Source organism: Spongiibacter sp. C9W (assembly GCF_057370015.1).
Genome location: NZ_CM170672.1, coordinates 1152432 through 1176473, shown reverse-complemented (window position 1 = coordinate 1176473; position 24042 = coordinate 1152432). Strand labels below are relative to the sequence as shown.

Sequence of the window (24042 nt, the reverse complement as noted above, 5' to 3'; positions counted from 1 at the left end):
TTATTCCGGGTGCTCGTCTATCTCGCGGTGTTGGGCGTCTTCAGGCAATGACGCCGCATCGGGAGCGAGGTGGTCACCCGCTTTGGGTTTGGCGGGCTTCTCCTCCAGCAGGCGGCCAGCGTCCTTGGCGGCTTCTTTCACCGCCTCGCGGGCAGCATCGCTAACCGTTTTCGGGTCATCGCTGCGCTCGGCGGCAGACTTCGCCGCCTCACGCGCTGCTTCTTTCATATTTTCGGCAACCGGTTCCAGCGCTTCGGCTACCACGGAGTCGGCGACCTTTTCCGCCGTGACGCGCTTCTCGTCGGCAGCGATGCCCACATGGTAGGCGGCAAAGCCCGGCATGACCATTTGATTGAGCGCCATACCGATGATCTGGCCGTCCACGCTGCTGCGGATCACGCTGGACCGGTTGGTGATTGGGTCGGTAACGGTGCCAAGGATATCGCCCTTTTTCACGTTTTCGCCCAACTTGCTCTCCGACAGAAAAACGCCGCTTTGCTCGGCGCGTAGCCAGAGTGATTTATAAAAGACTTTCTGTTTGGGAGCGCGAACGGGTTTGTCGTCGATCATCTTCATGTAGTGCATAACGGCTTTAATACCGTTGACGCTCTGCTTCACCTCTTTGAGCTGCATTCGCAAGGGTTCACCGGCTTCAAGCGTAACGGCTGGAATGCCGGCGTCGACCGCGGCGCGGCGAAGGGTGCCCTTGGCACCGGCGCCATCTAATACCGTGACATCGTGAAACATTTTGCTAAATTGCTGCACGCTCTCTTTGCCCAGGTCACTGCGCAGCTGAGTGAGGTTGGTGCGATGGAAGGAGCCGGTATGAATATCGATAAGGCGGTCGCAGTGGGAAATCACCTCATTGAAAAAGCTGTGAGCAATGCGGCCGGCGGAACTGCCCTGTGCATCACCGGGAAAATAGCGGTTGAGATCGCGGCGATCAGGCAGGTAGCGAGAGGTGCGCAGAAAACCGTGCATGTTGACGATCGGTACGCCAATGACGGTGCCATTTAGCTTGTCGCTTTCCAGGCTGAACATCACGCGGCGAATAGTTTCCACGCCGTTGAGTTCATCGCCGTGCACCGCCGCCGTAAGGCACAGTGTGGGCCCGGGGTTCACGCCAGCGGCAACCAAAACCGGGGTGGGCATGGCGAGCCCGGCTACGGCTTGCCCCGCGGTCCAATAGAGGCGTTGAAAACTGCCGCGCAGAATATCGTGGCCGAGTATGTTTAAGGCGATATTGGGGTCGGCTTCGGGCACTTCAGCGCGAGCGATGATCGCCGCGGAGCGTTTTTGCCGTGGCGTTTGCAGACCGTTGCTGGGCTTGGCGGCGGCTTCTTCCAATGACTTGCTCTGTTGCTCGTTAGCTAAGGCACTGCTAGTCACAGTAGGCAGTGCAAGCAGTGCTATGAGGCTTATCGTCAATGGCAGTGCACGCATAATTGAACAGCTCCGACGGTCGATTCGAGGTTTAAAAGGCTACTTAGCCGTGCCCGGCGGCGCAGGTCAAGTGCACGACAGGCTTATGTGCATGTTTGATGTCGATACGCCGACAAGTTCCGCAGAGCGCGCAGCGAGTGTTAAATTGGGGGCGCGGTAATGGTCCACAAAGTCTATAATTGGGCCATTCTCATCAGTGCAGTGGCAGAAGGAGCACGGAGTGGCACAAGACAGGCTGGTAATTTTTGATACAACCTTGCGAGACGGCGAGCAAAGCCCCGGTGCGTCAATGACGCGAGAGGAGAAGGTTCGCATTGCCAAGATGCTTGAGCGCATGGGTGTGGATGTTATCGAGGCGGGTTTTGCAATTGCCAGTGTCGGAGATTTTGAGTCGGTAAAAGCCGTTGCAGAGGCCGTGAGTGAGAGTACGGTATGTAGCTTGTCACGGGCGGGTGCGCAGGATATTGATCGCGCTGCCGAGGCATTGAAGCCGGCCAAGCAGGGTCGTATCCACACGTTCATAGCAACCTCGCCTATCCACATGCAGTATAAGTTGCGGATGCAGCCAGATGACGTGGTCGAGCGCGCTGTATCGGCGGTTAAGCACGCACGCAATCTCGTTGGCGATGTGGAGTTTTCCTGCGAGGATGCGTCTCGCTCCGAGTTTGATTTTTTATGCCGAATTATCGAGCAGGTCATCGACGCCGGTGCGTCAACGATCAACCTGCCGGATACCGTGGGTTATGGTGAGCCCGGTGAATATGGCGAGCTGATTCGGCGCTTAATAACCACCATTCCCAACGCCGACAAAGCCATATTTTCTGTGCACTGCCACAACGACTTGGGCCTGGCAGTGGCCAACTCATTATCGGCAGTGATGAATGGTGCTCGCCAGGTGGAGTGCACCATCAACGGTTTGGGTGAGCGCGCGGGTAACGCCTCTCTTGAAGAAATCGTTATGGCTGTTCGCACCCGGCGCGATGTGTTCCCGGTTCATGTGGGAATAGACACTACGCAAATTGTGCCGACATCGCGGTTAGTCTCGTCGATTACGGGCTTTCCTGTGCAGCCTAATAAGGCGATTGTCGGTGCCAATGCGTTTGCCCACGAGTCGGGTATTCACCAAGATGGCGTGCTGAAGCATCGCGAAACCTATGAAATTATGCGCGCTCAGGATGTGGGTTGGCACACCAACAAGCTGGTCCTGGGTAAGCATTCGGGCCGCGCTGCCTTTAAAGCGCGGCTTGAAGCGCTGGGCATAGAAGTCGCTCATCAAGGTGCGCTCGATCTCGCTTTCACCCGTTTTAAAGAACTGGCGGACAAGAAGCACGAGATCTTCGACGAGGACCTGCAGGCGTTAATGAGCGATGTGCAGCCGGGTGATAAACCGCAGCGCTACCAGCTGCAAACCCTGGAGGCGGTGTCGCGCAGTGGCTTTAAGCCTCGCTCCGATATTTTATTGAGCATTGATGGTGAATCTCACAGTGTCAGCGCGGAGGGTGACGGACCTGTCGACGCGGCGTTTAAAGCGCTTGAGTCGGCGGTAAACTCCGGCGCAAAACTGGAACTTTACTCAGTTAATGCCATTACTCAGGGCACCGACTCGCAGGGCGAGGTGCAGGTGCGTCTCGCCAAGAATGGCCGTATCGTCAATGGCAATGGTGCGGATACCGATATCATTGTCGCTTCGGTCAAAGCGTATCTGGACGCATTGAACCTGCTGGAGCTGGACAGCGCCCGTGCTCATCCCCAGCGCGAGGGCGTGTAGTGAGCGCTGAGCTTCAGCATGCTTACTTAAAGGCCATGGGGCTACCGCTCTATGTGCCGCGCTTTTGTCTGCCGGGCGCCAAGCCCAGTGTTCGTGCTGAATACGCGCAGGCGCCTGAGCCGCCGCGCGATGCCGTAGCTGAATCCAAGCAGCCACTTGAAACCGGGGCACCGAATATCGATACGGCGTCTGCGCGCCGTGCGCTGGGAGAGCTGACTGCAAGTAAAGATTCGCCGGCAGAGAAGCCGGTTGAGAAGCGCTCTGCCACGGCGGCGACTGCCGAGACTGAGCGCAGCACCGCGCTGCGTTTTACTGCTAGCCTGGTCGACAGTGGCATCGGTATACGGTTCTTGGCTGACTGCAGCAATTCGGACCTATCACCGGCCAGTAAACGGCTTGTCGCCAATATTGCCCGAGCGATGGCGCGGCACTGGCAGCGTGAGCAGCAACTGTCGCTATCGGCCACCGTGTTTGATTGGCCTATTGTGAAAGTGCCGGGCTTGCTATCGAGCGAAGAAGAAGCGCGCGAGGCGCTGAGTGCCTACCTTATTGCGCAGCGTGGCAGCACTGTCACCGCGAATGTGGTTATTGTGTTCGGGGATTCATTGCGCCCCTATGTCGATGGCGACTATCTGGCCGCGCATTCTGCGAAACTGATTCAGGCGCCCAGTGTCGAGGTTTTACAGACGCGCCTCGGCGCGAAAGCCGAGTTATGGGCGGCATTACGGGCTGTTCAGGCAAGTGTCTAAGACGCTCGACTTCGTTGAACTACGCAGTGTCGATTTGCCGGCCTGCCTAATGCTTAGTCGCCACAGCGACCCCTATCCCTGGCAAGATGAAAATTGGCGGCGCAGCCTGCGGGACGACTACTGCTTTGCGCTGCGCGAGGGTAGTGGGTTGATCGCGATTGCGGCATTTTCCCTGGTTCTAGACGAACTCAGTCTGCTCAATATTATCGTTAGCGATAAACAGCGCGGTCGCGGTCTTGGACGACAGCTCCTCTGTGACGGGTTGGAGTGGATGCAGCAAATAGGCGCCCAACGCTGCTTTTTGGAGGTGCGTGAATCCAACGTTCCGGCGCGTGCCTTGTATCGGGCTTTGGGTTTTACCGAAGACGGTATCCGGAAAAACTATTACCCCTCGGCCAACGGTCGCGAAGATGCCATCCTCATGTCGACGCCGTTGCCCTTGTATACAGGATAATTCCCATGCGTGAAGTCGAAAGTGATTTTTGGTTTATTGCGTTGCCTGAGCAGTGGCACAGCGAACGTGACGACGACAGTATTCTAATCTTCGATGAAGACGAGCTGGGTTGTATCTGCCTCAGCAACCTGCAATCCGATGACGGCAGGGTCGACCCACAGGGGCTTGAGCGACTGATCGCGGAAATGGGACACTCGCTGAGTGATGGCGAGCGAGTCGAGGTTGGTGAAGCATGGCGTGGTTGGGAGTTTGTTGGCGAAGACCAAGGCGACTTTATACGTGAATGGTATCTGATGGCGGAGGATCATTTGCTGCTTGTCACCTATACCTGCGCCATGGAGGATCGAGACATGGATCGCGGCGCCGTAGACGAGATTCTGGACAGTCTTCGTTTGAAAGCATAACTATACCAATGGTTTAAAATCACTTGGCGAAGTTGTTGTAACCTAGCGTTTGTGTTAAGAAAGGCGACAGCGCGCACAGTTGCGGCCCCTGAGCTGTGCTAATGTCTGGCTAAATAAAAACGTTAGGGCAAAGTCTATGAGAAGTTTGAGTTCTCTCATCACCGCCATAGTTATTATATTCAGCGGTAGTGTTTTTGCTGGGAACACGCAGGAACGATTAAAGCTGGCATCCGTTAGCGCATTGGCAATGGATGCGGAAAGCGGCGAGCTCTTGTTCCAAAAGCACGCTAATCTTCGCATGCCGATCGCATCGCTGACCAAGGTGATGACGGCGATGGTCATCCTTGATAGTGCTCAGCCCCTAAATGAAAAAATTCGCTTCAGCGACGTAGATCGTCGGGCGATCAATTACTACTTCTCCCGTATTCGCGTTGGCTCAGAGCTCCCTAGAGGTGAACTGCTGAGGCTTGCCTTAATGTCCTCCGAAAACCTTGCTGCAGCGGCGTTGGCGAATAATTATCCGGGCGGGGAGCGGCAATTCGTAGCGGCGATGAACGCTAAGGCCGCCGAATTGGGGATGAAGAACACACGGTTCGTCGACAGTAGCGGCCTGTCGCCTAAAAATACCTCGACGGCGCTTGATCTCGCAAAAATGGTGGCTGCTGCTGCCGAATATCCGGAAATCAAAGAATATTCCACAACGCCCGTTCACACGGCAAATTTTAGCCGTCCGCAATACCGTCTGGCTTACGTCAACACGAACCCTTTGCTGCGCTATGAGCGCTGGCAGGCCGAAGTGAGTAAGACCGGTTACTTAGATCTGGCGGGACGCTGTCTGGTAATGAAAACCGAAGTGGATGATCGCCCGGTCGTCATGGTAATGCTGGATTCATTCGGTAAGAGTAGCCCGGTGGGGGATGCAGGCCGGATCAAGCGCTGGATTGAAAGTGGTGAGAGTGGCCGCGTGGCATCGTCAGCGCTGAGCTATCAGCGCAATAAACTGGCGGGCTATATGGCTAAGCAAGCAACGGCGAGTCTGCGTTAGGACTGGCGCTTCAGTGATTTCTCGGTAATTAGGACGGTTCAAGCTGCATAGTCAGGCCGTCCAACCAATCTTTTTGTAGCGGTTTGCTGATGTAGCCTTCAATCAGCGGGTGCGCTTCCGCACGCTCACGGTCTTTCGGGTCGGTCGACGTTGACAGCATGTAAATATCCGCTGTTCGCTGCTCCTTGGTCAGACAACGGCTGTAGTGATTGAGAAATTCCCAGCCGTCGACCGAGGGGATGTTGATATCCAGGAAGATGATGTCCGGCATGGGGTGCTCGCCATCCAAGGCGGCAATCAGGTAGTCGAGGGCGCTTAATGCCGAGGTGCAAGCGGTGATCTGCGTCGCTATACCGGCCTGCTCCAGTAATAACTGGTGGTAGTAATTGTCGGCGTCGCTGTCATCGACCAACAGTATGGAATTCACACTCGGACTCATTATTTTTCGCCCTTCGGTACGGTGAAATAGAAACAGCTACCTTTTCCGACCTCGCTTTCCACCCAAATTTCGCCACCCATCAGTTTTGAAAGTTTTTTGCAGCTGGCCAAGCCTATGCCGCTGCCGGGGATATCTTCGTGTCGGTGTAGTCGTTTGAATACATCAAAGATAGCATTCTGATGCGCGCTGTCTATACCAATACCGTTATCGCAAACACTGAATAACCATGTACTCTCTTTTTCGGTGCACTCGATCTCTACTTGTGCGGCCCTGTCGTTTGCGCGGAATTTTATCGCATTGGTAATCAGGTTTTGTAAAAGCTGGCGGATCTCATTGCGCCCAACCTGAATGGTCGGCATTGCTCCAACGCGAATATCTACTTGACCGTCCGCTAGTTGCCGGCCGAGATCATCGCGCAATTCGGCGAGCAATTCAGTGCAGTCTACCGTTTCAACTTGGTAGCTGAAGTCTATGCGGCTGTAGTTGAGTAGGGCGGTGAGAAGCTCTTCCATGCGCGTAGCAGCTGCCTGTATAAAGCCGATGGCCTTGCCGCGCTGCTCGTCTGTCATACTGCCATCATCATTTTTGAGCAGCTCGCTGTAATTTCCCAGGCTTCTCAGCGGCTCACGCAGGTCGTGTGAGGCAATAAACGCAAAGCGCTCCAACTGGTGGTTGCTTTGCTCCAGCTTATCAATGGTCTGGGTCAGGGCGGCGGCGTTTTTCTCTGAGCTGGCCAACATGCGCTGCGCAAAATTAAAACTGCGGCGATGAGCGCGGCTCAGACTGATAAACAGCAGCAGGAGCATGGCATCAATAACCAGGGCACAGACTAGGATGATCTTGGGCTGAGAATCGTCATTATTACGCCAGAAACTTGGGCTGCTGGCCGTCGCGATCTGCCATTCACGGCCGTAGATATTCAGCTTGTATTCGGCGAACAGGCTCTGTTCCTCATGGTTGTCAGGGAACTCATCGTACAGCACGGTATCGCCATCAGAAATGCGTAAAAATATATCCCGTTGTTGCTGCTCCAGTGTTCCGCGCATCAGTTCGGCGACCACAAAAGGCGCATAGACCATGCCTGCGAAATTGGCGCGGCGCTCCTCTAATGTTTCACTGTGTTGGCGATAAAATGGCGCGTAGAAAAGAAACCCCGGTGTTTTATTAGCGTCCTGAACCAGTACGATGGGGCCGGTAATTTGTGCCTTGCCGCTGTCTCGGGCGTTAAGTGCGGCGCGCAATCGGTTCGCCTCATGGGCGACATCGAGGCCAATGGCTGCGGCATTTTTATCTTCCGGCATGATAAAGGTGATGGGCAGCAAAAAGGGTAGTGTGTGCTGCGGGTGCACCTTATATGCCGGGCGGTCCCGTCGGTGCGTAGCAAGGTAGTCGTCTAACCGCTGCCGAGGCACATAGTCGATAACACCAATGCCATTAATACCCGGATATTTATCGCTAATGTGTAAGGCCGAGGAGAAGCGCCGCCACGTTGCCAGGTCGACCGCTTGACTATGGGAGTGCTTAGCGGCGACACCTGCCCAGAGGGCATCTTCGTACTTGTGGAGCCGTTCCTGAATCAGGCCAGCAACCTGGGAGCTGTAGCGTTGGAAGCGGCTTTCGCGCTTGTCCTGTGCTTGGCGCTCAGCGTATTGCCAAACAAAAAAAGTGAGCACGAGCGAAAGTGCCAGCACACTCCAGTGCGCGCCGTGTAAGCGACCTGAGCGTTCGATACTGCGCCGTTCGTCGGCTAGCTCTTGTTGTTCAGTTGTCGTGCTGGACATAGCAAACGTGTAATTATGTTTAGTTGCTACGCTAACATAAATGGTGTGGCAGGCCTGCCTCGAAAACGTAGGTAGTTTCCGAGGCAGGGGTTAGTGGTTTTGCCGCTGAATTTAACGAAGAGCGGCTTGCTTGCCGGCCATGCGACCAAAGAACGTTGCGTCACCCACTGACATGCCACTGGCGTAACCCGCTGCTGTTCGTGGAATACCCGCAGTGGTGCGGCCGGCAGCATAAAGGCCGGGAATGACCTCTTTGTCGCCGTTCAGCACTTCTCCGGTCGGTAAGCTCTCCAGTCCACCGAGTGTGAAGAATGGATAGAAGGGGCCGCGCCCCAGAGTGCAGTCCAGGGCAACGTAAGGCGCTTGAATTGGCCGCAGCCAGGCCGCTGATTTATGGAATAGCGGGTCTTCTCCGCGCTCTGCATTTTGGTTGTAGGTATCCAGGCTGTGCTGCAAGCTGCCCTCGGGCAATTCCAGTTCCTGTTCAAGCTCGGCAATGCTTTCACCGGTGCCGGCAACTTGGGCACCGAGGTAGCTCATCTTTTCGTAGTCGCCGTAGCCGTCAACGTCGGTGATCAGGTAGATACGCTTTGAATTTTGCTGCTGAAGCAAAGCGTTATAGCCAACGCGGCCGTGATAGCAGTCTTCGTTGATAAAGCGCTGGCCCTTGTCGTTGACTAAAATGCCGTAAGTCAGTGACGACGGTGGGTAGTATGGGAGGCTGACAAAGCACTCGTGCATATTGGTGACCGCTGCACCTGCACCCATGCCCATACGGATGCCGCTGCCGGTATCACCGGGATTGCCGATTGGTGTCAGGCCGCAGTCAAACTGGGGAGCATATTGGCGCAGCATGTCTTCGTTCATGCAGAACCCGCCGGCACAGAGGATTACGCCTTTAGTCGCTCGCACGTACTGCTCTTTTTGGTTGATACGCACCACGATGCCAACGACTTCGCCTTCATCGCTTTGAATCAAGGTCAATGCCCGGGCTTCGTAATGAACGTTAATCGCCGGGCGCTGTTCCACCGCGTCAGTGAGAATTTTCATCAGCAGCGGGCCGCCGTTGTCACCTTCTACTTCAAGGTTGTGTCCGCGGGGCACGGGCTTTGCCTGCTCGTAGAAGGGGTAGGCTTTTTCATTGCCGGTAAACAGCAGGCAGTCATCGGTCAGGGCCATAATGGCGCGCTCTTTTAGCTCGCTCATTTTGAAGGGAACGCCCATGCCGGTAAGCCATTCATAGTGCTTGATGCTGTTTTCACAGTAGTGCTGTAATTTCGCGTCATCGGCCTGATTGCCAAAGCATGCGCGCAGATAGCTCAGCATATTGTCAGTGTCGTCCTCGTAGCCACAGGCTTTCTGAACCGGCGTACCGCCATTGCCACCCATGTAAATTTCAGCGCTTGAGAGTGCCGTGGAGCCACCGCTGGCACTGGCTAACTCAAACAGGGCGACCGAGGCGCCTGCATCGGCTGCTTCAATCGCCGCGCAAGCACCTGCGCCGCCGAAGCCGACAATGGCTACATCTGTTTCAATATCCCAGTTGCTCACATCGCTGGCGCGGAGGGGTTTGCTGGGGCTGCTTTTATCTTTATCGCTCATAGTGGTGACTCGTTTAATATGTCTGTATTAAAAGCTGCGTCTAATCTACTGTTTTTCGCCTTTTTCGGCAACCGCCTAGTGCTTGCGTTTCCAGGGTTTAATGTTGCTGGCGATGACTTTTCTGCATGTTGCAGGCAAAAAAAAGGGCTGCATAAGCAGCCCAAGTAAGACCAATTACTTAGTACTCGTAGAAGATGTCGATGCCGTAGGTACGGGGCTCACCCCAAATTACCGAGCGGTCTGCCTGAGGCAGGTTGTCGACCGCTGTCAGCTCGTACTCTTCATCCAGCAGGTTCTTCGCCCACAGGCCCGCAGCGAGGCGGCCGCCAGCAAAGGGAACGTCGGTCAGGCTAAGGCGAGCGTTAACCAGCTCGTACTGACGCAGCTGCGTGTTTTTAACGTTTTCAGCACGCGAGCCGCCGTTGCGCTCGTCCATGTAGTTCACGCTGACGTTCAGGCTGGTGCGGCCCCAGTCGGCTTGCAGCAGAGTGTAGTCAGCCGAGGCAGTGAAGCTGTGCTCCGGTGCTGAGAAGAACACGAACTGGTCAGAGGCGTCGTTGCCATTGATGTCGGTGGCCTTGGTAACCTCGGTGTCGAGGTAGGCGTAGTTCAACATCATCAACAAGTTTTCTGTGGCCAGGAAGGTCACGTCAGCCTCAAAGCCGAACATCTCTGCTTCACCAGCGTTAGTGACCTTAGTATCTGCCACTGTGCCCGCCAGGATGAAGTTCAGCTGCATGTCCTCGTATTCACTGAAGAATACATCGGCGTTGATACGCAGGCGGCGATCCATCAGCTCGCTCTTAATACCCAGCTCGTAGGAGGTCACGTACTCAGCGTCGAAACCATCAGCGTAGCCAAAGCCGTAGTCGTTGCCGTCAGTCGCAGGGCCTTGGTTACCGTCCTGCTGCGGGTCACGGGTATTAAAACCACCAGACTTGTAGGCCTCTACACGCTTGGCGTAGATGTTGATGTCGTCAGTCAGGTCGTACTCGGCAACAAAGCTGAATGAGTCGTTACTGAAGTCCTGAGACGCAGGAATGTTGTCAAAATCGCGGCATGTGCCATTGGTAATGTCGCCGCCACACTGTGCAAACGAAACATCGATGGGGCCGACGGGGGTTTCTGCGTAAGTGCGGTCGATCTGGAATTTAACGGTAGAGCGCTTGTCCTCGGAGTGGCGTGCGCCGAAGGTCAAGTGCAGGCGGTCTTCCAGAATATTAGGCGTCCAGGTGAATTGGCCAAACACTGCTGCCGCTTCGTTTTCAATATCGTAAACTTGGCTAAGCATGTTTACCGCGCGAGTGCTGCTAAGCAGGCCGCCGATGACCGGAATGTCGATATTGATTGGGCCGCTCAGCTGGTGGTGAAGTGGGCCGTTATCTTCAGTTGCTTCTTCGTGGAAGTAGTAGGCGCCAACAATATAGTTTACGCGGCTTTCAAACAGGTCGCCGCTGATCTGCAATTCGTGAGAGTACTGCTCCTGGTTTACCTTGGGGTAGACCAGTGGCAAGCATTGGCCTGCTCCCATTACCGCTTCTGCGGCCGCGCCGCAGTACTCGTTCGAGTCCAGGCGGAAGATATCTTTACTTTCAGAATTGTCGCCATGTGGGCTTTCACCTGGCTCCAGGGGTACACCGCCACCGAGGTCGGCATAGGACTTATCGAACAGCTCGCGGTAGGCGCCGATGTACTTCACTTGGGTGTTTTCAAAGTCTTTGGTCAGCGTGAAAGCGAAGCCTTCAATATCGGTGGTTGAAGGCTCGAAAGGCATTACCGTACCGACGCGCTTCTGACGAGAGTCCGAATAGCTCGCTTTTTGGCCTGCCGATACTAGGTCAGCCTGGCTGCCAGGGATCGGTGTACGTGGACGAACGTGCTGATACTGCGTGTTGTAGTAGTCGAAATCCGACTTGTCGTAGGCAAAGTCCATTGCCAGTGAGTCAGTGATATCCCAACGCAGATCGACGCGGTAGCCCTCTACGTCGCGGTCACCAAAGTCACCGCCTGGGCCGGTATTTTCAATGTGGCCATCCTGCATCGTGCGCATCGCCGCCAACTTCACCGCGATGGTATCGCTAAGTGGCAGGTTCAGGGTGCTCTTTGATGTAAACAGGTCGCGGTTACCAGCGGTGAATTTCTGCTTAAACTCGATGCCTTCAGTGGTGGGCTTCTTGGTCACCAGGTTGATCGCGCCACCTGTGGTGTTGCGACCATAAAGAGTGCCCTGCGGGCCGCGCAGAATTTCGATACGTTGCAGGTCCGCGACATCCAGTGCGGTGCCTGTTGAGCGGGCGATATAGACGCCGTCTACATAAATACCAACCGGTGGATCCTGGGTGATTTGCGCGTCAGAAATACCAATACCGCGAATAAAGATACGCAGTGTGGCATTATTGATTGGGAAGGGTTCAATGGTCAGGCTTGGAACCTTAGAGCCGATATCGCCCAGGCTGCTGATGCCTTCAACTTCGAGGCGGTCTTCGCTGAACGCGGTCAATGAGATAGGCGTGTCCTGCAGTGACTCAGCTTTCTTTTGAGCCGTTACAATAACTTCCTCGAGCGCGGCTTGTGCGTATAGCGATGGCGCAAACGCCGACAAGCCCAGCCCGCCCAGTGCAGCGAGGGATTTAAGCTTACTGACTTTCATATATCACCCTTTTTTTGTAAGACGCAATGCGATTGCGACTGCGTAGTTTCCCTTGATTATTCGGAATTATGGTTATTTCTTATTGCGCATAAAGCAGATTTTGTGCAATTAGTTACACTATTGTTACTTTTATGAGAGGAATCATAGCACAGCGTTTCCCGGTAGCTGGGTAGTCTGAAACGATTATGTGCCGCGGTCATTGGCTAGAAAAATTGTGCTCGTTGTCGCCGTAGCCAGTGGGGCTTTCAAAGTTGACAGTGCATATTAGTCGCCGACTAAAGCAGGCCGTATAATGCCCCACAATTCAGGGCTAATAACGATGGAGCAGGACAGCGAATGATCATTAAACCCCGTGTGCGCGGCTTTATGTGTGTAACCACTCACCCCGTAGGCTGTGAGGCGAATGTTCGCGAACAAATTGACTATGTGAAGGCGCAGGGGGCTATCGAAAACGGCCCTAAAAAAGTGTTGGTGATCGGTTCTTCCACTGGCTACGGCTTGGCCTCGCGGATCAGTGCCGCCTTTGGTAGTGGGGCGGCCACGCTGGGTATCTTTTTCGAGAAAGAGGGCACCGAGAAAAAGCCGGGCACCGCAGGCTGGTATAACTCGGCGGCGTTTCACAAGTTCGCCGAGGCCGAAGGGCTGTATGCCAAGAGCATCAATGGCGACGCTTTCTCCGATGAAATAAAGCAAAAAACCATCGCGCAAATAAAGGAAGACCTGGGGCAGGTTGACCTCGTGGTGTACAGCTTGGCGGCGCCGCGTCGTCAGCACCCCAAAACCGGTGAGATCTATAATTCGACCTTGAAGCCCATCGGCAAGGCGGTCAGCCAGCGCGGCGTGAACACCGATAAAGAAGTCATCGAAACAGTCACGCTGCCCGAGGCTTCTCAGGAAGACATCGACAACACGGTGGCCGTGATGGGCGGTGAAGATTGGCAGATGTGGATCGACGCCCTCGATGAGGCCGGTGTGCTTGCTGATGGCGCCAAGACGACTGCCTACACCTACCTCGGTGAGCGCATCACCTGGGATATCTATTGGCATGGCACCATCGGTCAGGCGAAAAAAGACCTGGATAAACGCGTGGTCGACATTCGCCAGCGCTTGGCGGCCAAGGGTGGCGACGCCAGAGTCTCAGTGTTGAAGGCGGTGGTGACTCAGGCGAGCTCAGCGATTCCGATTATGCCTTTGTACTTGTCGCTGTTGTTCAAGGTGATGAAAGCCGACGGCAGTCACGAAGGTTGTATCGAACAGGTATACGGGCTGTTTCGCAACAGCCTCTACAGCGATGCGCCAGTGCTGGACGACGAGGGCCGGCTGCGCGCCGATGGTCTGGAGCTGCGTGAAGAGATTCAGCAAGCCGTGGCTGAGGCCTGGGATCAGGTGACGACAGAAAACCTCCACGACCTCACCGATTTTGCGGGCTACAAGCACGAGTTTTTGAAGTTGTTTGGCTTTGATATCGACGGCGTGGATTACGACGCCGATGTCGACCCCGTGGTGGCGATAAAAAACATGGTGTAAGCCGCTGAATTAGCCGTGCAACGGGAGCATTAGCTCCCGTTTTTATTTGTACAGAAAAAATTGATTCGGGCGGTTTGCGGCGCCGCGTTGGCTGCGTTAGAGTGCAGGCCGAATCTGTCCCACCGAGAGTCTCAATGTCGTCCTCCCAGCAACAGGAATTACGCAGCCAGCTGCGTATTGCTCTGCCTATTTTTGGTGGCCAGTTGGCCCAGTCTGCCAACGGATTTGTAGACACCGTCATGGCGGGCCGCGTCTCGGCACTGGACTTGGCCGCTGTGGCAGTTGGCGCCAGTATCTGGGTGCCGGTATTTCTGTTTTTGACCGGCTTGCTAATGAGCACGACCTCGGTGCTGGCCCGCCATATGGGGGCAGGTCAGCACCATCGGGTGAGCTCGATTATGCAGCAGGCGGTGATGCTGGGTTTGCTATTTGGGGTACTGGCATTTTTCCTGTTGCGAAACACGGCCCCTGTGCTGGCCTGGATGGATGTTGATGAGACGATGCGTCCAATGGTGCGAGAGTACCTGCGGGGCCTGAGTTGGGGCTTGCCGGCCATTGCCGTGGTATTGGCGCTGCGCAGTTACACCGAGGCGAGGGGAGACACCCGACCCGTATTGTGGATTAGCGTGATAGGGTTGCTCGTCAATATCCCGGTGAACTACGTGCTGATCTACGGCAAATTGGGTTTTCCCGCAATGGGCGGCGTTGGCTGCGGGTGGGCCACGGCGGTGGTGATGTGGCTGATGGCAGCGCTGATGATTTTTTACGTATTGCGCCATCCCAGTTATGCAAACTCCGATGACCGCTTCAAACTGAGCCCGTGGCGGCTGGAACCGGCGACCCTGAGGTACTTATTTGGCTTGGGCTTGCCTGTGGCCTTGGCGATATTTTTTGAAGTCAGCATTTTTGCGGTGATAGCCTTGTTGCTCAGCCAGTCCGGCCCCATCATCGTGGCGGGCCATCAACTGACCCTGAATTTCACTTCGCTGGTCTTTATGCTGCCGCTCAGTTTTGCCCTGGCAGCAACGGCGCGCATCGGCCATGCGCGCGGTCGCGAGGACGAACAAGCGCTGCGCACCGCGATAAACGTCGCCTTTCGCATTACGCTGTTTATCGGTTTTGCGGCGGCGAGCTTGCTGGTGCTGACGCGGCAGTGGATTCCCCGCATCTACACCGACAACGCAGAGGTTATTGCGCTGGCCAGTTATCTGCTGCTGTTCGCCGCGCTGTATCAAGTTTCAGACGCTCTACAAGTGACTGCCAATGGCTGCCTGCGCGGTTTTGAAGATACCCGTGTGCCGATGTTACTCACGCTACTTGCCTATTGGGGCGTGGGTTTGCCGGTGGGCTATGTGCTGGCAACCGGGCAGTGGCAGCTGTCGCCGATGGGGCCAAGCGGCTACTGGTTGGGCTTGTGTGCCGGGCTGAGTTGCTCGGCGCTGTTACTGGGTGCACGGTTGCTATGGCGTTTGCGCAGTCCACTGCAGGCGGCGCACAACAAAGCGCCTCTGCTTTGACGGCCCACTGCGAAATCGACACACTTGTAGCGTGAAAGGCGGAGCACAGACAATGCAAAGTGGAATTCTCGAGCAATTGCGACCGACGGTACATCGAGTGATCGCGCCAAACCCCGGCGTAATGACCGGCCCCGGCACCAATAGCTACTTACTTGGCCGTCGCCGTATAACCCTGCTCGATCCGGGGCCGCCAATGGCCGAACATGTGGAGGCTCTGGAGGCCGCTTTGCGCCAAATTGGCGGCGAGCTTACGCAAATTGTTGTGACCCACACCCATCCGGACCACTCTCCCGCGGCGGCCATGCTGGCAGAGCGTTACGATGTGCCGCTGCTTGGACGGGCCATTGCTGATGATGGTCATCAGGACACGAGCTTTTCGCCACACATTGAGCTGCAGCACGAGCATGATATTGATGTCGACGGTGAGCGCTTAATCGCCGTGCATACCCCCGGGCATGTCGATAATCATTTTTGCTTTCTCCATGAAGCCAGCGCTCTGCTGTTTACCGGCGACCATATTATGGAGGGGTCGACGGTGGTGATTATCCCTCCCGCTGGCGATATGGCCGATTACATTGCGTCGCTCGAACGCATGCTGGAATACCCGCTTCAGGCCCTGGCGCCGGGGCACGGCCGTCTTATTGACGAGCCCCGCGCGGAAATCGAGGCGCTGATAAAACACCGCCTGGGGCGAGAGCACAAAGTGCGCCAAACACTTGAGTCGCAGCAACGCCCCCTGGCGCTGGATGGCTTGGTGGTACACGCCTACGACGATGTTGACCCCGCCCTGCACCCCATAGCCCAGCTCTCGCTGTGGGCCCATCTGTTGAAATTGCAAAAAGACGGCGAAGCGATAGAGCGCGACGGTCTATGGCAGCGCGTGTAAATCCGTAAGCCGCGATAAGGCCGTTGCCCGCTCAGCAAATTGGTAATCTTGTAGATATCAGCCATATTTCCTGTGAGAAAGCTGCCCTTAGTGCGGTGTAACGGGAGATCGATATGCGTATCGGCGTGCCAAAAGAGCAAAAAGCGCAGGAATATCGTGTGGGTTTGACGCCCAGCGCGGTGCGTCAGCTCACTGAGCAGGGTCACCAAGTCGTTGTTGAAGAGGGCGCAGGTCAGGGATCGGGCTATCTGGATGACGAATATCGGCAAGCTGGTGCTAACGTGTTGTCAGGCGCTGAAGAGGTCTACGCGCAAGCGGCGCTTATCGTCAAAGTGAAGGAGCCCCAGCCTGGGGAAATTGACCTGCTGCGCGCGGGTCAGCGCTTGTTCTGTTATCTCCACCTCGCCCCCGACATTGCGCTATGTGATGACCTGCTTGCCAGCGGCGTGACGGCTATCGCTTATGAAACGATTACCGACGACGCGGGCCGACTGCCCCTGCTAAAGCCCATGAGCGAAATTGCGGGGCGGCTCTCAGTGCAGGCCGGGGCGCACTGTTTGGAAACTGCGCAGGGCGGTCGGGGCGTATTGCTGGGTGCTGTTGCCGGGCTGCCGCCGGCAAAAGTGCTGGTGCTCGGTGGGGGCGTTGTGGGCAGTCAGGCCATCGACGTGGCGCTGGGAATGGGCGCAACGGTCGCGGTGGTTGAAAAGCAGCGACAGCGCCGGGATCAGTTGGCCGCTCATTACAACAGCGCGCACCTGGCGGTACTGGCCGAGCTCGATTGCGAGGCCGTGTTGCCCAATGTCGATATGGTGGTTGGAGCGGCCTTGGTGCCGGGCGCGCGAGCGCCGCAGCTACTTAAGCGAAGCCATCTCCAACTGCTGAATGCCGGTGCGGTATTGGTCGACGTTGCGGTCGATCAGGGCGGCTGTTTTGAAAGCAGTCGTCCGACCAGTCACCAGCAGCCCACATTTATTGATCAGGGTATTGTCCATTACTGCGTCGCCAATATTCCCAGTGCAGTATCGCGAACGGCGAGCCTGGCATTGAGTCAGGCAACGCTGCCCTATGTGCAGCGCATCGCCGGCAGTGACTTGCCTAGCATTGCGGCAACGCCGGGGATACGCGACGGTATCAATATTGCCGGTGGTGCCGTTTACTGCCCGGCGGTGGCCGAGGCGCAGCAGCGGCCGCTGGCCGATCTGGCGTCACTCACAGCCTAGGTTAACGTCATCCGAAGGGATTAGTTATCAGTGTTATGCGTAGTATTTAATAGATAATGCTACGCAAAGTCTTGTTGTATTGCGGTTCTGCTTCTAGACTCTATGTTTTCGCCGATGTTTAGGGGCTTGAACATGCCATCGTCTAAATCGCCTTCTTCCAATGCTTCTGGCCGCGCTGATCAGCTTGCTGATCTCACCTTGCCGCCGCTGACTGTCCCCCGTTTGATGGGGTGGGCCGCTCAGCAGTACGGTGCAAAAACGGCAATACAGGCAGATGACGAGGTGCTCAGTTATCGGCAACTCAATGACCTTCGCCGCAGCGCCGGTCGCGCGTTCATGGCGCTGGGGGTTCAGTCGGGTGACAGGGTGGCTATTTGGGCGCCGAATAGTGCGCGCTGGATTATTGCCGCGCTGGGCTTGCAGTCAGTGGGCGCCGTGTTGGTGCCTCTTAATACCCGTCTGCAGGGCCCTGAGGCTGCCGATATTCTCGCGCGGGCCGGAGTGAGTGTATTGCTGACTGTCGGTGCGCTGGAGGGGGCGGTTCCCGCCGAGGTGGTGAAAAGCGAAAGCCTACCGGCCTTGCGCCACAGTGTTCGACTGGACAGCGACGACAACGGCACGGATCAGTTGGGGTGGGCGGCATTTATGGCGAAGGCCAGCGAAGCCGACGACGCTGCCTTCATTGCGCTGGAGCGCGCGATTAGTCCCGAAGACAGTGCCGACATGCTGTTTACCTCGGGTACCACCGGCAAGCCCAAGGGCGTGCTGTGTAGTCACGAACAAAACATTCGCGTATTTGCTACCTGGAGCGACACTGTTGGCCTGCGCGCCGACGACAACTACCTGATCATCAACCCCTTCTTCCACTCCTTTGGTTACAAGGCCGGGTGGTTGGCGGCCTTGATTAGCGGGTGCACGATTTTCCCCATGGCGCAGTTTGATCGCCGTCTGGTAATGGAGGCAATTTCTCGTCACCGCATCAGCATGTTGCCCGGTGCTCCCTCACTTTACGAGATGCTACTGGCCGACCCCGAGCGGGGTAATTATGACTTCTCAAGCTTGCGCCTCGGCGTAACCGGCGCCGCGACGGTACCCGTAAAGCTGGTAGAGGATATGCGCAGCGAACTGGGTTTTGAAACGGTGGTGACCGCCTATGGACTCACTGAGTCAACGGGGGTGGTGACCATCTGCCGCCCCGATGATGACCCCGAGACAATCGCCAACACCTGCGGCCGCGCGATGCCCGGTGTCGAGCTTAAATGCGCCGATCCGCAAACCGGTGAGGCGCGCGCTGCCGGCGAAGAGGGCGAGGTGTGGTTGCGGGGCTACAACGTTATGCAAGGCTACTTCGATATGCCCGAGGCGACTGCCGATGCCATCACCAGCGATGGCTGGCTGCGCACCGGCGATATTGGTGTTATGGATGAGCGCGGCTACCTGCGCATTACCGACCGTTTAAAAGATATGTACATCATGAACGGTGAAAACGTCTATCCCGCAGAAGTTGAAAAACTGCTCTACGGTTTGGATGGCGTCGCCCAGGCTGCCGTCATCGGTGTGCCCAAGGCTCCACAGGGAGAAGTGGGTATGGCCTTTATTGTGCGCCGCGCGGGCAGCGAGCTGTCGGCTGAACAGGTAAAAGCCTTCTGTGCTGAGCAATTGGCGCGCTACAAACTTCCTTACTACGTGGCATTCGTCGATGCCCTGCCAATGAACGCCTCGGGCAAGGTGTTGAAAACGGAACTGGCTGCGCAGGCCGCCCAGCATATTGAGGCTCAGGCGTGAATATTGGCAGCGATGGTGCCATCCCGCCGCTGGCGGGGGATGAGTCCAACCAGGGCATGGACGAGGTGGACTTTCGCATTGTGGCCTTGCTGCGCCGCGACGGGCGCATGCCCTTCAAAGCGATTGCTGCCGACCTCGGTCTAACCGAAGCCACTGTGCGCTCGCGGGTGCGTCGCATGGAGGAGGCCGACAGCCTGCGGGTCGTTGCGGTTACCGACTACGAGGCGGTGGGCTACAGCATGATGTTGGCGGTCGGTATCCAGGTGGAGGGCCGCGCCGCCGATGAGGTTGCAGAAGATTTAGCGAGTTTTGCTCAGGTTTTCTCCGTGTGCCAGGTGGTCGGCACGCTGGATATTGAAGCGCTGGCGGTGGCGCGTGATCAGGAAGACCTCAACCAGCTGCTCAGTGAGTTGGCTGCTGTGCCCGGTGTGAGAAAGCTGGAGCCATCCGTCGCGCTGGACGTTCTCAAAAATCAGTCAAATTGGGTGCCCTTCGGGCAGGCGGACTAGGCCATGCAGAAGAAACAGCTAGATGAGCTCGATCTGAAAATTCTCGATGGCCTGGCCCATGACGCCCGCACCAGCAACCGCAAAATTGCTGCAGAGCTCGGGATTACCGAGGGCACGGTGCGCTCGCGCATCAAGCGCATGGAGGCCGAGGGCTTGGTGCGTATCACCGCGATGACCAACATCGCGCGGCTGCGAAATCCGATACTGGCTTACATTTGGGTGGAAGTAGAGCGCAGCGCACAGTGCGACGAGCTGGCCAAGCAGTTGGCGGCGGTGCCGGAAATCGGCTTTGTCGGCAAGATGCTGGGCCGCTTTGACTTGCTCGCCATTACGCTGGTGCAGAACCACGCGGAGCTCGCGGCCTTCTTGCACCGGCGTATCAGCGGCCTGCCTGGTGTACTGCGCACCGAATGCTCGTTGGGGGTTAATTTTGTTAAGCATGATTACCGCATGAGCCGGATCGTCGGCCCAGAGCCTGATAATGGCTCAGAATAAGTTTTTGCGTAATCTATTTGGCTTATGGCTTAGGTTTTTTTCATTGGTAAGCTGTAATTTCTAATGTTATGCGTAGCAGGGCTGCGTATGACGGATTGTCTCAAGCGGCAAACCTCGCTTTGTATTAAGGAGTGGACGTGAATAAAGAAATGGCTTTGCAGGAGCTCGTTGGCGAGCTACGCGATGGCATGACCATCGGTATTGGCGGCTGGGGGCCGCGTCGTAAGCCAATGGCGCTGATTCGCGAGATTCTCAAGTCTGATCTTAAAGACCTGACGATCGTGGCCTATGGCGGTGCAGATGTCGGCATGTTGTGTGCTGCCGGTAAGGTGAAAAAAGTGGTGTTCGCCTTCGTGTCGCTGGACTTTATTCCGCTGGAGCCCTATTTCCGCCAGGCTCGTCAAAATGGCGAGATTGAGGTGATGGAAATTGACGAGGGCATGATGCTGCTGGGCCTGCGCGCGGCAGCGTGGGGCTGTCCTTATATTCCCTCTCGCCTCGGTCTGGGAACCGATGTTGTTAACCTCAACCCAGACATCAAACTGGTCGACAGCCCCTATGATGAGAAAGAGTGGCTGGCAATGCCCGCACTGAAACTCGATGCGGCGCTACTGCATGTTGACCGCGCAGACCGTCGTGGCGTTTGCCAGATCAAAGGCCCCGATGTGTATATGGACGAGTGGATGGCGCGCGCGGCTGACAAGACTATCGTCAGCTGTGAAGAGCTGGTCGACACCGAATACTTTGCTCAGGGCGACGAAGCGCGTTACGTCTTCTGGGAACGCACCATGACCTCGGCGGTTATTCCGGTTGCCGGCGGTGCTCACCCCACATCATGCACGCCTGAATACGGCTTCGATGTGCCGCACTTCCAAGAGTACAACGCCTCGGCGAAAGAGGGCGGCTTTGAAGCCTACTTCGACAAATACATCAAGGGTCGCAGTGAAGCGGAATACCAGCAAGCTGTGGGTGGTATCGACGCCATCCGTCAACTGCCGCTGCCTGTTTACTGATCGGTCTGAGGAATTCTAGTTATGACTACCCCTGCAACAGAATACAGCCTGGCCGAGCTGATGATTTGTGCCAATGCCAGCGCTTATGACAATGACGGCGAAGTCCTGGTCACCGGCATCGGTGTGCTGCCGCGTATCGCCGCCAGTCTCGCCATGCTGAGCAGCAATACCGACATCCTGATGACCGACTCCGAAGCGTGGTTGCTGTCGGAGCCCAACCCCGTCGGCAAACGCGACGCCGACTTCCAGCCGAAGGCGGAAACCTGGATGGGCTTTACCCGCATTTTTGACAACGTATGGAGCGGCCGTCGTCACCTGACCGGTGGGCCAACGCAAATCGACCGCTTCGCGCAGGCCAACATCTCAGCGCTGGGTGGCGATCACAGCAAGCCGAAGGTACAAATGTTGGGTGTGCGTGGTTTCCCCGGTAACTCGATTTGCCATGCCAACAGCTACCTGGTGCCCATGCACAGCAAACGCGTGTTTGTAGAAGGTGAGTGCGACGTGGTGTGCACCATTGGCTACAACCCGGATCGTCTGCCTAAAGGTTACAGCTTCGACGAGATCGATGTGCGTCAGGTCTACACCAACTTGGGTGTGTTCGACTTCCGCGGTCCCAACCGCCAGATGCAGATCGTTAGCCTTCACCCCGGTGTTACCGTGGAAGAGGTTCAGGAGAATACCGGCTTCCCGGTGCATGTTCCCGAGTCTATTCCAACAACGCCGGCTCCCACAGAAGAGCAGCTGGACATTATCCGCCGCATTGACCCGCACAACCTGCGCGCCAAGCAGTTGAAGGATAACCCTCCGGGCGTTCGCGGCTAATACGGCCAGGCGCAACAAGCACCGGCCTGTAATGCAGGTCGGTGCTTTGTCGATTCAACGCAGAGCTAATTATTTATGTCGACGCTACTCGATACCCGCATTACCGAATTACTGGGCTGTAAATACCCCATTATCCAAACCGCGATGGGCTGGGTTGCCGACCCGAAACTGGTTGCGGCCACTGGCAATGCCGGTGGTTTTGGTTTTCTGGCTGGGGCAACCATTCCGCCCGAGCAAATGGAAGCCAATATTCTGGAAGTGAAGTCGCTAACCGATGCGAACTTCGGCGTGAACTTCCATATGTATCAGCCCAACGCCGCTGAGATTATTGACCTGGTGATCAAGCACCGCGTGAAGGCAGTGAGCTACTCGCGCTCGCCAGGGAAAGAGATGGTTGCTCGCCTGAAAGAGGCTGGCGTGGTCTGCATGCCAACCGTGGGTTTGCCCAAGCACGCCATCAAGGCAGTAGAGATGGGTGCCGATGCCGTTGCTGTTCAAGGCGGCGAGGGTGGCGGTCACACCGGCGCGATCCCCACGACTCTGTTACTGCCACAAGTGGTGGACGCCGTGGGTGACAAAGTGCCGGTCCTGGGGGCGGGCGGCTTTAAAGATGGTCGCGGTTTGCTGGCGGCACTAGCCTATGGGGCTGACGGCATCGCCATGGGAACACGCTTCTTGTTGACCAAAGAAAGCCCTGTTCCCGAAGCGACCAAGCAGCGCTATCTCGCCTGCAAAGACCCCGGTGCCATCATTCGCAGTGAAGCCCTCGACGGACTGCCGCAGCGCATGATTTTGAATGACTTCCTCAGCGAGCTGGAGAAAGCCGGCCCACTGAAAAAACTGATTATCGCCTTGCGCAATGGCCTGGCCTTTCGCAAGTTCACCGGCGCCAGCATGACCTCCCTGCTGCGCTCTGCGCTCGCCATGACCAGCAGCGGCGACATTACTAAGTCGCAGGCCATTATGGCGGCGAATGCACCGATGATTATTCAAAAAGCCATGGTCGATGGCCGCCCGGACGAAGGCGTGTTGCCCTCTGGCCAGGTGGCAGGTGTTATCGATGAATTACTGAGTTGTGAAGACCTGATTCGCAGCATTGTCGACGAAGCCGAGTCGCGCTTCGCAAAAATGGGGAACGCATAATGAGCAAGCCATATACCCTGAGCATCAGCGACAGCGGTGTTGCTGAACTAATCTTCAATAAGCCACCAGTTAACGCCTTTGACAGTAACGGCTGGCTGGCCATCGCTGCCGAGATCAATACCCTGAGCGACAACGACGCGGTGCGCGTAGTGATTATCGCTGCCGAGGGTCGCGGCTTTTGCGCCGGTGTTGATATCAAAGAGCTGGCGGCAAACCCCGCCATGATTACCCGCGTCAACAAGGGTAACTACGACACCTTCAAAGCCATTCACCGCTGCCGCAAGCCGGTCATTGTCGCGCTGCATGGCTTCGTACTTGGTGGTGGTATTGGTATCAGTGGTGCCGCCGACATCATTGTGGCATCGGAGTGTGCGACCTTTGCCGTACCGGAAGTTGACCGCGGGGCAATGGGCGGCGGCGCTCACTTGCAGCGCATGTTCCCGGTGCAGAAAGTGCGCTACATGTACTTCACTGGCGAGGCTATCGATGCGCAAGAGGCCTATCGTCTGGGCGCCATTGAAAAGGTGGTTCCACGTGATCAACTGATGGCAACTGCCCGCGATATTGCCGACAAAATTGCCGAGAAATCACCGCGCATGATCGAGCTGGCTAAGGAAGCCCTCAACGGTGTGGAAGACGGCAACCTCGAAGACAAATACCGCTGGGAGCAGGGCTTTACGCAAGAAGCTTATGCCGAGCCAGACTCGCAGGAAGCCAAAGACGCCTTTGTTGAAAAGCGCGACGCCAAATTTTGATTAACGGCGGGTATCGCCCGCCGCTGAAC

General features: G+C 56.4%; 21 protein-coding genes. 16 read left to right on the top strand and 5 right to left on the bottom strand.

What is annotated here, in order from left to right:
* A complete protein-coding gene (locus AC2Q8J_RS05670) occupies positions 1-1443 on the bottom strand; it encodes a succinylglutamate desuccinylase/aspartoacylase family protein (RefSeq protein WP_204996862.1) in 1443 nt (480 codons plus the stop codon).
* 220 nt (positions 1444-1663) lie between these two features.
* Between AC2Q8J_RS05670 and AC2Q8J_RS05665 the strand changes: the two genes are divergently transcribed.
* The 5 genes from AC2Q8J_RS05665 to pbpG all read left to right on the top strand — a co-directional run bounded on the left by AC2Q8J_RS05665 (position 1664) and on the right by pbpG (position 5863).
* Positions 1664-3211 carry a 2-isopropylmalate synthase gene (locus tag AC2Q8J_RS05665; protein WP_486452357.1) on the top strand — a complete coding sequence of 516 codons (1548 nt, stop codon included), beginning with the start codon at positions 1664-1666 and terminating at the stop codon, positions 3209-3211.
* Complete coding sequence (locus AC2Q8J_RS05660; RefSeq protein WP_486452356.1) at positions 3211-3960, top strand: hypothetical protein; 750 nt, start codon at positions 3211-3213, stop codon at positions 3958-3960. The genes AC2Q8J_RS05665 and AC2Q8J_RS05660 overlap by 1 nt, the downstream gene beginning before the upstream one ends.
* Positions 3953-4414: a ribosomal protein S18-alanine N-acetyltransferase gene (rimI, locus tag AC2Q8J_RS05655; RefSeq protein ID WP_486452355.1), complete on the top strand. Its 462-nt coding sequence runs from the start codon at positions 3953-3955 to the stop codon at positions 4412-4414. The genes AC2Q8J_RS05660 and rimI overlap by 8 nt, the downstream gene beginning before the upstream one ends.
* Before the next feature lie 5 nt (positions 4415-4419).
* Complete coding sequence (locus AC2Q8J_RS05650) at positions 4420-4818, top strand: hypothetical protein (protein WP_204996866.1); 399 nt, start codon at positions 4420-4422, stop codon at positions 4816-4818.
* Positions 4819-4954: 136 nt separating this feature from the next.
* Complete coding sequence (gene pbpG, locus AC2Q8J_RS05645) at positions 4955-5863, top strand: D-alanyl-D-alanine endopeptidase (protein WP_486452354.1); 909 nt, start codon at positions 4955-4957, stop codon at positions 5861-5863.
* A 28-nt stretch (positions 5864-5891) separates the two neighbouring features.
* Here the strand turns inward: pbpG and AC2Q8J_RS05640 are convergent, their stop codons facing one another.
* The 4 genes from AC2Q8J_RS05640 to AC2Q8J_RS05625 form a co-directional block, all read right to left on the bottom strand.
* Complete coding sequence (locus AC2Q8J_RS05640; RefSeq protein ID WP_286694727.1) at positions 5892-6290, bottom strand: response regulator; 399 nt, start codon at positions 6288-6290, stop codon at positions 5892-5894.
* An 11-nt stretch (positions 6291-6301) separates the two neighbouring features.
* The gene (locus AC2Q8J_RS05635; RefSeq protein WP_486452353.1) at positions 6302-8083 is read right to left on the bottom strand and encodes a sensor histidine kinase; all 1782 of its coding nucleotides are present in this window, start codon (positions 8081-8083) and stop codon (positions 6302-6304) included.
* Between the two features lie 111 nt (positions 8084-8194).
* Positions 8195-9685, bottom strand: a complete 1491-nt coding sequence (locus AC2Q8J_RS05630; protein ID WP_486452352.1) for an FAD-dependent oxidoreductase — start codon at positions 9683-9685, stop codon at positions 8195-8197.
* A gap of 178 nt (positions 9686-9863) precedes the next feature.
* Positions 9864-12335, bottom strand: coding sequence for a TonB-dependent receptor (locus AC2Q8J_RS05625; RefSeq protein ID WP_486452351.1), 2472 nt, complete (start codon positions 12333-12335; stop codon positions 9864-9866).
* Positions 12336-12671: 336 nt separating this feature from the next.
* On the opposite strand from AC2Q8J_RS05625, the gene fabV reads away from it, so the two are divergent.
* The 11 genes from fabV (at position 12672) to AC2Q8J_RS05570 (ending at position 24013) form a co-directional block, all read left to right on the top strand.
* A complete protein-coding gene (fabV, locus tag AC2Q8J_RS05620) occupies positions 12672-13862 on the top strand; it encodes an enoyl-ACP reductase FabV (RefSeq protein WP_286838998.1) in 1191 nt (396 codons plus the stop codon).
* 134 nt (positions 13863-13996) lie between these two features.
* Positions 13997-15379: an MATE family efflux transporter gene (locus AC2Q8J_RS05615; RefSeq protein WP_486452350.1), complete on the top strand. Its 1383-nt coding sequence runs from the start codon at positions 13997-13999 to the stop codon at positions 15377-15379.
* 52 nt (positions 15380-15431) lie between these two features.
* The gene (locus AC2Q8J_RS05610) at positions 15432-16265 is read left to right on the top strand and encodes an MBL fold metallo-hydrolase (protein ID WP_486452349.1); all 834 of its coding nucleotides are present in this window, start codon (positions 15432-15434) and stop codon (positions 16263-16265) included.
* Between the two features lie 113 nt (positions 16266-16378).
* The gene (ald, locus tag AC2Q8J_RS05605) at positions 16379-17488 is read left to right on the top strand and encodes an alanine dehydrogenase (protein WP_486452348.1); all 1110 of its coding nucleotides are present in this window, start codon (positions 16379-16381) and stop codon (positions 17486-17488) included.
* 132 nt (positions 17489-17620) lie between these two features.
* A complete protein-coding gene (locus AC2Q8J_RS05600; RefSeq protein ID WP_486452347.1) occupies positions 17621-19273 on the top strand; it encodes a FadD3 family acyl-CoA ligase in 1653 nt (550 codons plus the stop codon).
* A complete protein-coding gene (locus tag AC2Q8J_RS05595) occupies positions 19270-19782 on the top strand; it encodes an Lrp/AsnC family transcriptional regulator (RefSeq protein WP_486452346.1) in 513 nt (170 codons plus the stop codon). The genes AC2Q8J_RS05600 and AC2Q8J_RS05595 overlap by 4 nt, the downstream gene beginning before the upstream one ends.
* A gap of 3 nt (positions 19783-19785) precedes the next feature.
* Positions 19786-20277, top strand: a complete 492-nt coding sequence (locus tag AC2Q8J_RS05590) for an Lrp/AsnC family transcriptional regulator (RefSeq protein ID WP_204996875.1) — start codon at positions 19786-19788, stop codon at positions 20275-20277.
* 137 nt (positions 20278-20414) lie between these two features.
* Positions 20415-21290, top strand: coding sequence for a CoA transferase subunit A (locus tag AC2Q8J_RS05585; RefSeq protein WP_338061855.1), 876 nt, complete (start codon positions 20415-20417; stop codon positions 21288-21290).
* Positions 21291-21311: 21 nt separating this feature from the next.
* Positions 21312-22115 (top strand): CoA-transferase subunit beta, encoded by an 804-nt coding sequence (locus AC2Q8J_RS05580; RefSeq protein ID WP_486452345.1) that lies wholly within the window; start codon positions 21312-21314, stop codon positions 22113-22115.
* Between the two features lie 75 nt (positions 22116-22190).
* Positions 22191-23258, top strand: coding sequence for an NAD(P)H-dependent flavin oxidoreductase (locus AC2Q8J_RS05575; RefSeq protein WP_486452344.1), 1068 nt, complete (start codon positions 22191-22193; stop codon positions 23256-23258).
* Entirely contained in the window at positions 23258-24013 is a 756-nt protein-coding gene (locus tag AC2Q8J_RS05570) for an enoyl-CoA hydratase family protein (protein WP_204996878.1), read from the top strand. Before AC2Q8J_RS05575 ends, AC2Q8J_RS05570 begins: the two co-directional genes overlap by 1 nt.
* Positions 24014-24042: the final 29 nt, after the last annotated feature.